At 53.9% G+C, this 13,884-nt stretch carries 10 protein-coding genes and 1 pseudogene; 8 read left to right on the top strand and 3 right to left on the bottom strand.

Translation table 11 applies throughout. From position 1 onward, the window contains the following. Nucleotides 1–199: 199 nt before the first annotated feature. Nucleotides 200–1,237, bottom strand: a complete 1,038-nt coding sequence (locus NB063_RS26585; RefSeq protein ID WP_250932088.1) for a GGDEF domain-containing protein — start codon at nt 1,235–1,237, stop codon at nt 200–202. Between the two features lie 773 nt (nt 1,238–2,010). Here NB063_RS26585 and NB063_RS26580 point away from each other — a divergent pair. The 8 genes and pseudogenes from NB063_RS26580 to NB063_RS26545 all read left to right on the top strand — a co-directional run bounded on the left by NB063_RS26580 (nt 2,011) and on the right by NB063_RS26545 (nt 11,526). After that, nucleotides 2,011–3,570, top strand: a complete 1,560-nt coding sequence (locus NB063_RS26580) for a sulfatase-like hydrolase/transferase (protein ID WP_250932087.1) — start codon at nt 2,011–2,013, stop codon at nt 3,568–3,570. Between the two features lie 51 nt (nt 3,571–3,621). Then, a complete protein-coding gene (locus NB063_RS26575) occupies nt 3,622–3,993 on the top strand; it encodes a hypothetical protein (RefSeq protein WP_250932086.1) in 372 nt (123 codons plus the stop codon). A gap of 514 nt (nt 3,994–4,507) precedes the next feature. After that, nucleotides 4,508–7,546: a discoidin domain-containing protein gene (locus NB063_RS26570; protein ID WP_250932085.1), complete on the top strand. Its 3,039-nt coding sequence runs from the start codon at nt 4,508–4,510 to the stop codon at nt 7,544–7,546. Nucleotides 7,547–7,851: 305 nt separating this feature from the next. Further along, the gene (locus NB063_RS26565) at nt 7,852–9,102 is read left to right on the top strand and encodes a DUF1559 domain-containing protein (protein WP_250932084.1); all 1,251 of its coding nucleotides are present in this window, start codon (nt 7,852–7,854) and stop codon (nt 9,100–9,102) included. A 119-nt stretch (nt 9,103–9,221) separates the two neighbouring features. Further along, on the top strand, nt 9,222–9,407 hold the full coding sequence (locus NB063_RS26560; protein WP_250932083.1) for a hypothetical protein: 186 nt from the start codon (nt 9,222–9,224) through the stop codon (nt 9,405–9,407). 546 nt (nt 9,408–9,953) lie between these two features. After that, complete coding sequence (locus tag NB063_RS26555; RefSeq protein WP_250932082.1) at nt 9,954–10,115, top strand: hypothetical protein; 162 nt, start codon at nt 9,954–9,956, stop codon at nt 10,113–10,115. A 35-nt stretch (nt 10,116–10,150) separates the two neighbouring features. Continuing rightward, nucleotides 10,151–10,390 (top strand): annotated as a pseudogene (locus tag NB063_RS32495) (sulfatase); the annotation flags it as partial. A 2-nt stretch (nt 10,391–10,392) separates the two neighbouring features. After that, complete coding sequence (locus NB063_RS26545) at nt 10,393–11,526, top strand: sulfatase-like hydrolase/transferase (protein ID WP_322975308.1); 1,134 nt, start codon at nt 10,393–10,395, stop codon at nt 11,524–11,526. A gap of 28 nt (nt 11,527–11,554) precedes the next feature. Here the strand turns inward: NB063_RS26545 and NB063_RS26540 are convergent, their stop codons facing one another. Continuing rightward, the gene (locus NB063_RS26540) at nt 11,555–13,342 is read right to left on the bottom strand and encodes a LamG domain-containing protein (RefSeq protein WP_250932079.1); all 1,788 of its coding nucleotides are present in this window, start codon (nt 13,340–13,342) and stop codon (nt 11,555–11,557) included. Beyond that, a complete protein-coding gene (locus NB063_RS26535; protein ID WP_250932078.1) occupies nt 13,342–13,872 on the bottom strand; it encodes a sigma-70 family RNA polymerase sigma factor in 531 nt (176 codons plus the stop codon). The genes NB063_RS26540 and NB063_RS26535 overlap by 1 nt, the downstream gene beginning before the upstream one ends. Nucleotides 13,873–13,884: the final 12 nt, after the last annotated feature.

Here is a 13,884-nt window from a genome sequence, read left to right as displayed (position 1 = left end):
GCTGTCGCCTTACTAAGCTCTACGAATACAACTAGCTGGACAGCGCCACTCTATAACAGATGTACCGTGATTCGCCGCATGGTCGATGTCATTAGCCGCTTTGGCGTTAGCCACGGTTCTCCCTTCGAAAACCGCGGCCAACCCCGATCGGCTAATTCAAACTGACGCTGTCCCTCTGGGAAGTATCCTTCAAAACCGGTCACACTCCCCCGCGTGAATGTTCCAACATCACACTGTTGCGTCCTGAGTTTTTGGCTTGGTATAGCAACTTGTCGGCGCGAATAAACCAGCTCCGTCCGTCATCGTCCTGACGCAGACGGGCGCCACCGATCGACAGTTCAATCTTGCCGAGATCTTCGCCGCTGCCGCTTAGCTTCAGAGGTGTCGAGGCAAAGTACTGTCGGATCTCAGCGGCAATGTCCGTCGCCTCCGAGAAGTCATCGTTGCGCAAAATGATCGCGAACTCATCACCACCGAGGCGGGAGATTGGCGACTCCGGACAAAGCTGCGTGAGTTGGGAGGCGACGTATCGGATCACCTTGTCACCAGATTCGTGACCGAAGGTGTCGTTGATGTATTTGAAGTGGTCGAGATCGACGAGCAGCAAGAACGAGAATAGATCTTCTGACTTGGCGAGCATCAAGGCTTGGTGAACCTGGACATCGAAATGCCGACGGTTACCGAGGTTGGTCAGCGGATCCGTCATCGCCACCAATTGCGTTTCGCTTAATTCCGCTTGCAGGGATTCGACTTTCGCTTGGGATGCCTGCAACTGGGTCTGCAGTTGACGGATTTGGTCCTGCATCGTGTTGTTGCTCGACAACATTTTCTGCGCGCATTCCGCAACGCTCTCAGCCGTCGGTGTCGTCTCTTTGAGTGTCCCACATGCTTCGTCGAGCTCGTTGCCAAGCTGCACGCCGGCGTGCATTTGAGACTCGATGATCGACTGGAGCGACGAAATCTCGTGGGCGAGATTATCGCTCAACTCCGCATTGGAGTCGTCGATGTTTCGGCAATACTGCTCGTGCAATTGCTCCAGCATGTCGACGCTGACCGCGTTGACGTCTTCGACCGCATGAGCAAGGTTGGCGATAATGTCATCGACCCCTTCCACGTACCGATACCAAACTTCGTAGACTGAAGGCGTCGGAGGGGTTTGGAATTTCCCCACGTGCCCAAGTGCTTCTCGGGCGATCTCAAAAGGCGAGGTTTTTTTCGTCGGTTTGGATGCTGGCATGTGAAAAACAGATTCCTAATAGATCAGTCATAGCGCCCCCCCCCTGAAACCGAAAGTTCCGATACGGTGATCAATCGGAATACACCCCCTCCCAAATTGCAGGAACCCCACTCATTCTCCGCCAAAAGCAGGGAGGCTCCGCTTACAACCCGTAGAATCTGTACGAGTGAGCCACCGCCAGCGGCGTCGTCTAGCGAGTCGATACGAATCGCGTCATCGTTCCGGTTCTCCACAACCTTGCCGGGTGTGACCAAGATGAAAAAACGAAATTCTGATCAATTTTGTCGCAAATAGTCGCTGCAACGTCGGGTCAGAAACGTGGCGGCCCGCTGCGCCGTGTGTTAGTTGTCCCGTGTCCTCGATGCGGGGCGATTCAATGCGCCGGTTGACGAGTTTTGCAGATAGGTTTTGGGTGAGATAGTACGAGAATTTTATATCGGTTGTCGAAGGGCACGTTGAGTTCATGCAGGCTTAGTCGCGGTAGTAGACGCGAACAACACGATGATGGCGCTGATCGTATGCATGCGGTGAGCATTTGCGATTTGCCTTCTGCCTCGACCGCTAGAGGAAGACATAGGCTCCAGCAAGACAAACTGTTTGAGGTGTGCGCCGACATTCGATCTCTTTGACGTTTCCCAGCTGAATAGCTCAAACTTAAAGGAGCACCGATCCGGTATGTTCTCAAATGGCTACCGCAGTCGCCTTCGTGGTAAGACGGGATGGTGCGTGTATCTTGTTTGAAATGTTAGTTCTCCCGTATCAAATTTAACGCCATGATCCGACTCCGATGCTTCGACCCGCTACTTGTTTTTGCAGCGATAGGCTTGCTGGCTGCCTCAATCGCCGCTGCTCCATCGGTTTACGCCCAGCATGTGACGGGTGAACTGCCGAATATCGTCGTGATCATGGCGGATGATTTAGGTTACGGCGATGTGGGCTGTTACGGAGGAACGGGGGTTTCCACTCCCGAAATCGATAAACTGGCTGCGAAAGGTTTGCGTTTCACTCAGGGGTACTGCTCGGCAGGCACCTGCACGCCGACCCGCTTTTCACTACTGACTGGCGTGCACGCCTTTCGAGTCCCCGGCTCAGGTATTGCTCCGCCAAATTCTCCCGCGTTGATCCCAGCGGAAACTCCTACCATCGCCTCGGTCTTGAACGACGCGGGGTACCGCACCGGCATCATCGGAAAGTGGCATCTCGGCCTGGGTGAGAAACCCGGTGGGCCAGACTGGAACGGGACGTTGTCCCCCGGTCCATTGGAGATTGGTTTTGACGACGCGCTCATTCTTCCGACGACGAATGATCGCGTGCCGCCTGTTTTGGTGCGCAATCACCACGTTGAAAACCTCGATTCAAACGATCCCCTCTGGGTCGGTAATCAAAGGCCTTCGCCCGAACACCAGGATGCCCGATCAAATCCGGCGGCTTTGCGAATGACCACGGTCGGCAGCCATCATGGAACGATTCACAACGGCATTGGAAGGATCGGCTATTTCACTGGCGGAAAAGCGGCGTTGTATCGCGACGAAGATCTCGCGAAACGATGGGTATCCGAGTCCAAAGTTTGGCTGAGCAAACACGCGGGCACTCCGTTCTTCTTGCTCGTTACCCCGCACTCGCTCCATGCACCGCGTATTGTCGACGAGCAGTTTCAAGGCGTGTCCAAAATGGGGCCCCGAGGTGATGCGATTGCCGAACTCGATTGGACCGTTGGGCAAATCATGGCATCACTCAAGCACCTCAAGCTCATTGAACGGACCTTAGTTGTGTTCTGTAGTGACAACGGACCCGTCTTAATTGACGACTACAAAGATCGATCCGATGAACTGCTCGGCGATCACGATCCCAACGGGGACTTCCGAGGAGGCAAATACAACGTCTACGAAGGTGCGACTCGAACACCCTTCATAGTCTCGATGCCTGGAACCGTACCTGTCGATGAGAGCAATCAAGTCATCTGCACGATTGATCTAGCTGCCAGTTTCGCAGCCTGGGTCGGTGCAAAGGTCCCAACCGGAGCACTTCGCGACAGTATCAATTTAATGCCAGCACTGTTGGGAGAAACCGATGCGGTTGGGCGATCATTCTTGCTCCAACAAGACAACGGTTGGGGTAGTTTCGGATACCGTAAAGGCAAATGGAAATTGGTCCGTTGTGATTCACGCAAAATGCTAAACAGCGACCTAGACATGAAGACGACGCAAATCCCGAGATATGCGTTGTATGACTTGGGAAACGATCCTGGCGAGACGACGAATGTTCTTTCAGATCATCAGCGTGTTGCGGAGCGAATGAAGCAAGAACTCCAACAGATAATTGATGCATCCTGATTACACCTTGGTTACAGACGAAGCCTCTTTGCTCGACGAGATCAGCGTCGATTGCAGAAGCTCAAAGGTACCGCTTTTGTATGTCGCCTGGTTGTCGCATTAAGAGACGATGTTGTGCTGGAGGCGATCATCGCTGCGATTCAATTAACTCTGCAGTCGCTTGCATTCGCAGCGTTCTGGCATGCTCAAGCCACAACGCGTATGTGCTTTCTTAAGGCACGCGTCCCATTCAATGTACACGCACGAGACACCCAAGAACTTTTCCAAAAAATGGCAATATGCTTTCTGGCGGCGGCGCTAAAGCGTCAAGCCGCATTACGACGGATGAAATTAGCGGTGGAAGAAGATTCAGAATCATTGATAGCGAGAACATTCCTCGGACACGCCAGCAAAACCCCTCGATGCATAATGGAAGGCCGTTGACGAAATATCGGATTGTTTTTCGATATCACTCGACAATAGTGGTGTCTATCCCACCGAGTGATCGGTGAAACGGCCTGCCGCATACATCGGACGTGCAAAAGTTGCAGCAAGCCTCCCACCTAGACCCGCCGGCGACAGTCTGTCGCCGATGTCTGTCGACTTGCTCTCTCGTGAGCCCCACCCAAAAGTCACTATGGCCATGCCTCCTTTCGATCCATTCCCGTCTGCGAATAGGTGTGTCTGCACTCTCATCGCATGCTTGGGGCTTTTTTACGCTTCGCACGCAAATTGCGTAGCTGAAACAAAACCGATCAATCGGATTGACCTTGCTGGTATCTGGCAGGTCAAACTTGCTGATGCTCACGACCGAAGTGACGTCCGCTTGCCCGGTGCACTGCGTGATTCGGGAATCGGCCATGTCCCTGGGCCCGGGACTGAGTGGATTGCAGGGAGTCGTGATGAAATTTGGGACCGACCTGAATACGCGCCGTATCGAACCTCCAGCAATTTCAAGATGCCATTTTGGCTACAGCCTGATCGACGTTATGTCGGTAAAGCAACTTACCTACGGTCCGTCAGTATTCCTCAGCATTGGTCAGGACATCGCGTGGTGCTCAAACTGGAGCGTCCACACTGGCTGACTCGCGTCAGTGTCGACGGAAAGCCCGCCGGCCATGGTGAGTCACTCGGCGTAGCGCATCGATTCGATCTGACCGACCTCTTACCTCCTGGCGACCACGTGCTCGCCATCGAAGTAGACAATTCAATCGAAGCCATCGATGTTGGCATCAATTCGCACAGTGTGTCCGACCATACGCAATCAGCTTGGCACGGAATTGTTGGTGAACTTGCACTGAACGCTCATCCACAAATCGACATCAATCGAGTTGACATACACCCAAACCTGGACGGCGGTGTCGTGCACGCAGATATCATTTTCTCAAACCATGAGAATAGCACTCGGTCACGAAAAATCGAAATCATCGTCGCACAAGGTGGGAAGGTAATCGCAAACCAGGATGTGGTCGTAGAGATTGAACCGGGCACACCGAAGATCAGGCAAACCATCCGCTTCGAGTCTGCGCCGTCGCTGTGGGACGAGTTCGATCCACAACTTTGTGAGCTGACGGTAAAGGTCGTTGAAGGTGACCGCCTCGAACCTGCGCGATCAATCCAGCCCGATGTGAATGCGTCAGATGTCTCAAGCGAATGGCGCGGCAGCTTTGGGTATCGCCAAATCAAAACCAGCAATGGCCAGTTGATTCTCAACGGTCGACCGATTTTCCTTCGCGGCACATTGGAATGCTGCATCTTTCCGCTCACCGGATATCCGCCGACCGATGTTGCCGCATGGCGGCGCATCATCCAGATATGCAAGCAACATGGGCTCAATCACATTCGTTTTCACTCATGGTGTCCGCCCGAGGCTGCGTTTCGAGCGGCAGATGAATTGGGTTTCTATTTGCAGGTCGAATGCTCGTCGTGGCCAAACCAGAGCGTAGCGTTAGGCCGTGGGGATCCGATCGATCAATGGATTTATCGGGAAGCCGATCGTGTGCTCTCTGAGTACGGTAATCATCCGTCTTTCGTTCTATTTTGCGCGGGCAATGAGCCCGCTGGCGAATCGAACGGCGGTAAATTCCTATCGCCGTGGGTGGAACACTTCAAGCAACAGGATGATCGCGTGCTGGTGACATCCGGAGCGGGATGGCCGATGATCACGGCCAATGAATTCCATGTCACGCCTCACCCGCGAATTCAACAATGGGGCCAGCAACTAAATAGTCGTATCAATGCGCGCCACCCCGAAACAATCACCGACTACGATGAGTTCGTCTCCAAGCAGTCGGCAGTTGTTGTCGCTCACGAAATCGGTCAATGGTGCGCCTACCCAAACTTTGACGAGATATCGAAGTACACGGGCGCACTGAGACCGAAGAACTTTGAAATCTTCCGCGATTTCCTTCGCGACGCAGGGATGCTGCATCAGTCTCGTGACTTCCTCATGGCCTCAGGGCGATGGCAGGTCCTGACGTACAAGGAAGAAATCGAATCGGCGCTTCGGACTCATCCTTTTGGTGGGTTTCAGTTGTTGGACCTCCGAGACTTCCCCGGACAAGGAACGGCGGTTGTGGGGATGCTGGACCCATTTTGGGATCCAAAGCCTTACATGGATTCAGCGGAATTCAGGAAGTTCTGCGGGCCGGTTGTGCCCCTCGCGAGGATGCCCAAACGAGTGTGGAAGCAGGGCGAAACGTTTGTCGCCGAAGTTGAAATATCGCATTTTGGAAAGCTCCCATTGGCTGGCAGCGCAATGTGGCAAATTCGACACGCCACGCAGAGTGACGGAGGATTAATCGCCAGCGGAAAATGGAGTCTTGAGGGCCAAATCCCTGGCGATCTGTATTCGATCGGAACCATCCGGTGTCCGCTCAATGACATCGCTACTGCAACCAAGCTCACGCTTGAAGTCACAATCCCTGACAGCGACATCGTCGCGTCCAACGATTGGGACTTCTGGGTGTATCCGTCCCATCGCGATACGGATCAAAAACGCAATGCCTCCCCGTTTACAATGACCAACAGCCTCAGCCTTGCCGTTGACGCAGCAAAGCAGGGTAAGAAAGTCCTTTTGACAATCCCGCCAGACCAGGTGGCCACCGATGTGAAAATCGGAATGTCTCCAATATTTTGGAATTGGGCTTGGACGAATGGACAAGCCCCGCACACTCTCGGAGTTTTTTGCGATCCTGATCACGCTGGCCTAAAAGAGTTCCCTACCGAATTCCACTGCAATTGGCAGTGGTGGGACATTCTCTCGAAATCGGCCGCGATGCCGATGGAAGATCTTCCTCGCACCGTCGAACCGGTGATCCAAGTCGTACCTAATTGGTTTCGCCCCAAAAAACTTGCATTGGCCTGGGAAGCCAAATTAGATGACGGCCAAATCCTTGTGACTTCGGTCGATCTCACAAACGACCTGGATAATCGTCCCGCCGCGAAGCAACTGTTGGTCTCTCTCCAGGCCTACATGACCAGCGAGAGCTTTGCTCCTTCGCAGAGCGTTACTGAAGAGCAAGTGAGATCGCTGATTAAAAAGCTATCCAAAACTCAGTCAGCAGTGGAGAGCATCCGAGCCAGTAGCATGCAAAGCGGTTACGAAGCATCGAACGCGATCGATGGAAATGATCAAACGATGTGGCACACGCGATGGACTCCAGTGGCGCAACCGCCTCATTGGCTCGAAGTAAGGTTGCATCGTCCCTGCACCCTTAACGGCATCATCCTAACGCCGCGACAGGACAAGTCCCCGACCAGAGTCAAAGGATATGAAATATTCGCTCGTGACGAGGCAGGAACATGGTATTCAGTAACAACAGGAAAGTTTGAAGCGACAGCATCACCTAAGACGGTCCGGTTCTCAAAGCCCGTGACCACGAACGGACTCCGTCTTCAGGCAGGCTTGTCGCAACTGGAAGTCCAAGTCCCGGAACCACGTCTCATAAGTGTTGCGGAAATCCAACTACTGTTCGATCTCCCTGAAAGACAATAAAGCAAATATGCGAATGCGAGTTGGGATGATGAGAGGGAGACCAGCGTTGGCTTTGCAACTTGTCGTGCATCAACTTATGATGGCTGTGCGTTGCGTGCAATTGCGTTCGTTTCTGTCCACATCTGATGTCTTTCAAGTCAGGGGGCGTCGCGAGATGAAATATCGAAGTTGATTGCCGCAATTGTGAAATGAAATGCAAATACCGACTGATACAATCAGAGAATCGTTGGGGCTCCGCTTGTAGTGGAGTGTGAACCCGTTCATCCCAACAAGTAGATCATTTGTTCTCATACGAGGTGACCACTATGAAATTAGATGCAAAACAGTGTCGACGCGGCTTTACGCTGGTCGAACTCTTGGTTGTGATCGCAATTATTGGAGTCCTGGTAGGCCTCCTTCTTCCCGCCGTGCAGGCTGCCCGTGAAGCAGCCCGTCGGATGAGTTGTAGCAACAACTTCAAGCAACTCGGCTTGGCTCTTCACAACTATCACTCCGCATACAATCGTTTGCCCATGCAGGGCGTGGGGACAAAGTCGGGGACTGTTGATGGGCCTCTCGCTGGCGGGGCAAACGTTTTTGGGTCGTTCTTCGATCACAATGCGATGCAACTCAGCGCGCTTGTCGGACTCACTCCGTTTATGGAGCAGCAGGCGCTGTGGGAGCAAATTTCGAATCCCCTGTTTGTAGATCACAACCAGAACGGAACTGTCGAAACGGGGGAGCTGTATCCGGCAATGGGGCCAACGCCTCAAGAAGTCGATGGCGAGCTTTACACACCCTATCTCACCGAGATGCAAACATTGCGTTGTCCGAGCGATCCTGGCACAGGGCTTCCCGCTCAGGGGCGAACGAACTATGCGTTGTGTCAAGGTGATTCACCCCTGCTCGCCCTTTATGGCAATCGCGGGACGACGCTCGCGGTTGATGTAGCTGGCGCGGGTTGGTTCTCATGGGGCGGGGCCAGGGCGTCGCAAGCGGGGCAGCGTGGCGTTTTCAAAACCCACGAGTTCACCGGGTTTCGCGATATCCTTGATGGATTGTCCAACACAATCGCCATGGGTGAAATTGCAACCTACCTCGGCGACCGCGACGTCCGCACGAGCGCCCGAACCGGGCAGGGTGCCGAAGGGTACATCACACGCTGTGACTCCTTCGTCGACCCCGCACGTCCGCAATTTTGGCTCTCGACCGCCACCGTTGATGTCGCAGACAACCCAGCATTCGCGGGCAAGGCACGTGGGTATCGTTGGGCGTCGCATATCCCCTGTCAGACAAGTTGTTTTACGATCAAGCCTCCAAATAGTTTGATTTGCGCAAACAACTCCGACGACGCCGGTGTCTTCGGCATGAGCAGTAACCACCAGGGCGGCGTTCATGTCTTGATGAGCGACGGGGCGGTTAAATTCATTACTGACTCGATCGAGGCAGGGAATCAAACCTCGCCCACGCCCACACGCGCCGGTCCCGATACCAACATCGGTGGAAAAAGTCTTTATGGTCTTTGGGGATCGCTCGGAACGCGAGCATCACGTGAGATCATTGATACAGAGTTCTAGGTAACGAATGTGGTTCCGCGTGAGCACCGTCCTGTCCGGATCGTGTTCCGACATCTCAATCACCAGGACTCGACGAGACGCTCTCGTCGAGTCCTAGATTAAACAACAGGAATTTCAAGATGAGATCGAGTCTATTGGCTGCGTTGGTCGCGCTGTTTTCCTCCGCGGTTTGCGTTGGGATGACTGGTTGCTCAGACGATGGCAACAGGCAAATTGCCCCAAATCCAGAGGCAAAGGTTTTGACTCAGGAAGAACGAGACGAATACAACGAGAAACAAAGTGCGATGATGATTCCACAAGATTGAGGACACGTTCGGAATTAAGTTCGTTGTTAGCGGAGCGACGCGAGCTGCCCGGTGTGTCTCCGGAGGGCTCGCGGCCTGTGGATTGAGGCGAATTTGACTGCTGCGGGGGATCAATACTAGCCCGACGCGCAAGCGAGTGCAGGAACGGAATCCCTTGCTTGCGCTGCGGGTTAATAAATCGCGGGCTAGTAAATCAACAGCCCGCTCGCGCCCTTCCGCTAAAATTGGGAATGCCGAAGTTGTTTCCGAACATTCCCTGAAATGCTTTGGGTGGCAAGTTTGACGCGTGAGATCGATCTCTTCGTATCAATGTTGTGACCTGACGATTCGAGGTCCATTCGCGGGGATTTCACTTCGCAAATTCATTCGAATCGGCCCAAGCGGCTATGGCGTGTCGTCGGGACCAGCACCTATTGTTTGTCCCGACCAAAGACGCACCTGGCGACTGCCTCGCGCTTTTGTTTTGTGACCTGTTGACCACCGCTGGTATGCGAATGCAGTCCGGTGTTGGCTGCATTCTTTTAACCCTCAAAAGCGATGTGTTCTATGTTCTACCGCTCTCTGTTTTGCTTGGTCACTCTGCTGACCGCATCCGTCTCGTGGGCTAAACTGCCTTCCACGGATCGGCCGAAGCAACCTAACGTATTGTTCATTTTGGTGGACGATCTTGGGAAGTATGACATTGCGATCGAAGGTAGTTCGTTCTAACAAACCCCGCATATTGATCATTGGCAAAAGGCGGCGTGCGATTCACCAATGGCTATGCCAACTGCCAGGTTTGCAGTCCTTCCCGTGCGAGGATTCACACCGGAAAGTTCACCGCCCGCCTCGGTGTCACGGATTGGATCGGTGCAGCAGCCGGGTTAAACAGATCGATAGGTGATCGGCTATGCGTGCCTGACTATGTACGGAACCTTCCGCACTCAGACACCACCATTGCCGAGGCAAGGAACGCGGCCGATTATCGAACCTTTTTTGCTGGCAGATGGCACCTCGGAGGCGAAGGGTCGGTGCCGACCGAATATGGGTACGAGTCAATATTGGCGGTATCGATCGTGGTACGCCGCCGGGAGGTTATTTCGCGCCGTGCCACAACGCGCTGTTGGAAGACGGTCCCGATGGGGAGTCGTTGCCATTGCGTTTGGCGAATGAAACATCCGAGTTCGTTCGTAACCATCAAGACGAACCGTTCTTTGCGATGCTCTCGTTCTATTCCGTGCACGGGCCGATCCAGTCAATGAAAAATTTGTGGGAGAAGTATCGCAAGGTCGCAGCGACCAAAGCAAACCCACAACCTAGATGCAAAATCGATCGGACGATGCCGGTTCGTCAGGTTCAGGATCACCCTGTCTATGCGGGTATGATGGAATCGCTGGACAACGCGGTCGGAAGCGTGTTGGCCACAATTGATGAGTGCGGATTGAGTCGCTCGACGATTGTCGCCTATTCAGGCGACAATGGTGTGTCTTCGGGGGACGGATTCTCAACAAGCAACCTGCCGCTTCGTGGCGGAAAGGGACGCCAGTGGGAAGCTGGAATTCGTGAACCCTTCTACATTCGTTATCCAGAACGATTCGAAGGGGGCGGTGTAAGCGACACGCCCGTGACCGGTGCGGATCTCTTTCCGACAATCCTTGATCTGTGCGGATTAAACATGTTGCCCGATCAGCATGTTGACGGCGTCAGTCTCGTTTCAGCGATGGAGGGCAAGCCAATGAAACAACGACCGTTGTTTTGGCACTATCCGCACTGCGAAAACCAGGGTGGCGAACTGGTTTCGATCATCCGCAAAGGCCCATGGAAGCTCACTCACTACTACGCAGATTATCACAATGAGCTCGATAACCTTGCTGAAGATGCCGGTGAAACGAGCGACTTGGCGCTTTCGATGCCTGTCACGACAGCAAAATTGTTGGGGGAGCTCAATGACTGGCTTAAAAGCGTGAATACGGGGATCCCGGTCTTTGATCCGCAATTTGATCCCGCAAATGCCGAAACAAGGGCGATTCAGGACCAAACGACACTGAAGGCGAATCTCCAAAAGGCACACGCCGCCATGCTGCGACCTGACTGGCAACCCAATGCGAATTGGTGGGGCAGTCTGCGTTCGGACGACTAAAAGAGCCGTCGGCGACAAAGGGCTGTTTTTACGGCGATGTCGTTCCGCTGTCTTTGTCGGTTGCCTCTCGTTTCGGCGCGATCGAACGCCCCGCTGCTCTGATGTGCGTTCGGATCTCTTGAGAAGACAAAGCTCGATCGTAGATCGCAATTTCGTCGATTTGGCCAGCGAATCGGCGGTATTCGGAATTCGGGTACACCTGGCCGACAAGGATCTGAACGTTCTTAGAGAGTGGAACAGGGTTAATTCGCTCGGCGGCGATTTGCCCGTTCACCCACAGCAATTGGCGATCACCTTTTTTCTGCGCGACAACGTGCTGCCACACTCGCGGTTCGTAGGGTTGTTCAGCGAAGAGACTGGTTGCGCTGATCGGCTGAGGTGCGCCGAGTTGACGATGGACAAAACGAAATCGGTTGGGAGCGGAGTCGCTCAAGCGATGCGTAAAGTGGTGCTTGGTAGTCACCTCCAGCATCATTGTATGTTGATGCCTACCATCTTCGAGTTCTTCTTGCTCGTGCAAGCAAATCACCTCGCCGTGGTGGTAAAGCTGAGGCTTGACCCACAGTTCGACGCTGTACTCGCCCAACGGTTCTTCGGGCCACGTCTCCAGAGCACGAAACGCGGATGCTCTCGCGGTTCCGACTTCGGCAACACGGTTGTTTCCATATTGCCGCCACGTGGGGTTACCGACAATGACGGCATTCATGCCTGGGATGCTTCCCTCGTTCTCGATATAGAAGGGGTTTTCACCGTGGAGTTGCTCGAACCGCCAATACACACCCGGTTCGGATTGCTTGACGGCTTTGACGTAATCGTCGCCGATTTTCAACGCATCAAAACCCGCTGATCGGGCTGAAACGAAGCTCGACTTTGATGCGGCAAAGCGAACGAGTTGCGATCCCATGTCGGTTGTTGAAAAGACTCGAACGGCTTCCGATTCGATCAAGCGGATCTGCTCTGTCTCAAACGTAACGCCGCGAGGATTGAGCAACGCAGACCCCGTGAACACGTGCACTTCGCTAACGATATCGTCGGAAACCAGTCCGATTGAACTTTGGCCGGCAACGAGGACACGTCCGATCGTTGTGTCGATCGTGAGAGTTTCGGCGTCCGACCCGAATGAATCGAGAGTTAACGATCCGCGGAGGAGCCTCAGTTCGCCATTGTCGCGGATTTGGACGCTAGCGGGCCCCTCGATACGCACGACCGCACCACGTGTGGCATCGTCACCGAACCGCACTTCCGCGATCCCTTCGACGAGGCTCAAGACCTCGCCGGTCGGAATCGGTTGACCGATCGCCGGAACGGAATCATCCGAAGAACTCCACACACACGCCGTCATGGACACCAACTGCGGTGAAACTGCCTGTGTGACGATGTCCCCTACCGGTTGTCTCTTCGACAGGCTGCCGGCCAATGACCACGCCAATGATGCGACCAAAATATTGCTTGCGACAAGCGACAGGATCCAAAGATAGTTCGAAGACTTCGGCGAGCTGGCTGTGCTCGGTGCGCTGGGGCTGACCGCGACGACGTTTCTGAGCGCCGTTGGCACCCGTCGGACGGCTGCCTTAACTGGGGGATCAGGCTGTTCGCGTAAAACATCAAAAACATCTTTCGCCAACGACGGTGAGTCGAGCGAGCTGAATTCGCTGAACGCGCATAGCTGATCGATCATCGCGACCGCTTCTTTCGATCCCGCCTTGGATTGTGCGATTCGATTGGCCTGCTCGGATTCCGAGTCGCTCAATGATTCTTGTTGCGATTTCAGAATCAGCCGGCGTAGTGTCGACAAGTCGTCGTTGTCCGGTGCCACTAGATTTCCTCTGCTAACGTTCGTTCGATACATCTCGACAGCATGCCGTGGATGCGACTCAGTTCACGGTAGACGGCGTAGCTTGACCGTCCTAATTGTTCAGCGATCTCTTTCACGCTTAATCCGTCGTAATACCTGTGCTTGATCAGTTCTTTGTCGGCATCGTCCAATTTTTTCAGACAAGTACCTAAGGCCGTCCGGCGGTCTCCTACTTCACGTGCGACGAGGTACGCATCGGCTGACAGATACTCAATGGTCTCGTCGCCGAAAACCTTAACACGTCTTTGCGAATCTCGATGCTTGAGCATCTCATAGCGCGCGATCCGACAAGCCCATGCCAGAAAGTTCTCGCCATCAAATTGCGAGTATTTCTGCCACAGGATGACGCATGTTCGCTGGAACACCTCTTCAGCATCGTCCTGCCGATTCATTGTGATGATTCGGATGAAGGACATCAGCCGGCTAGAGTGGCTCGCCAACAGCCGGACGAACTCGTCTTGGGAAGGATCCTGATTGATAGCTTTGTCCATTCGTCGAGATTC

The organism is Aporhodopirellula aestuarii, from assembly GCF_023701485.1.
GTDB classification, from domain to species: Bacteria; Planctomycetota; Planctomycetia; order Pirellulales; family Pirellulaceae; genus Rhodopirellula; species Rhodopirellula aestuarii.
The sequence above is the reverse complement of the archived record's forward strand: the minus strand, read 5'-3'. Positions and strand labels throughout refer to the sequence as shown.

Bases quoted from the DNA above. Each gene is read 5' to 3' on its own strand.
- NB063_RS26585 (WP_250932088.1), bottom strand. From the start codon at position 1,237: ATGCCAGCATCCAAACCGACGAAAAAAACCTCGCCTTTTGAGATCGCC.
- NB063_RS26580 (WP_250932087.1), top strand. From the start codon at position 2,011: ATGATCCGACTCCGATGCTTCGACCCGCTACTTGTTTTTGCAGCGATA.
- NB063_RS26570 (WP_250932085.1), top strand. From the start codon at position 4,508: ATGCCATTTTGGCTACAGCCTGATCGACGTTATGTCGGTAAAGCAACT.
- NB063_RS26565 (WP_250932084.1), top strand. From the start codon at position 7,852: ATGAAATTAGATGCAAAACAGTGTCGACGCGGCTTTACGCTGGTCGAA.
- NB063_RS26560 (WP_250932083.1), top strand. From the start codon at position 9,222: ATGAGATCGAGTCTATTGGCTGCGTTGGTCGCGCTGTTTTCCTCCGCG.
- NB063_RS26555 (WP_250932082.1), top strand. From the start codon at position 9,954: ATGTTCTACCGCTCTCTGTTTTGCTTGGTCACTCTGCTGACCGCATCC.
- NB063_RS26545 (WP_322975308.1), top strand. From the start codon at position 10,393: ATGGCACCTCGGAGGCGAAGGGTCGGTGCCGACCGAATATGGGTACGA.
- NB063_RS26535 (WP_250932078.1), bottom strand. From the start codon at position 13,872: ATGGACAAAGCTATCAATCAGGATCCTTCCCAAGACGAGTTCGTCCGG.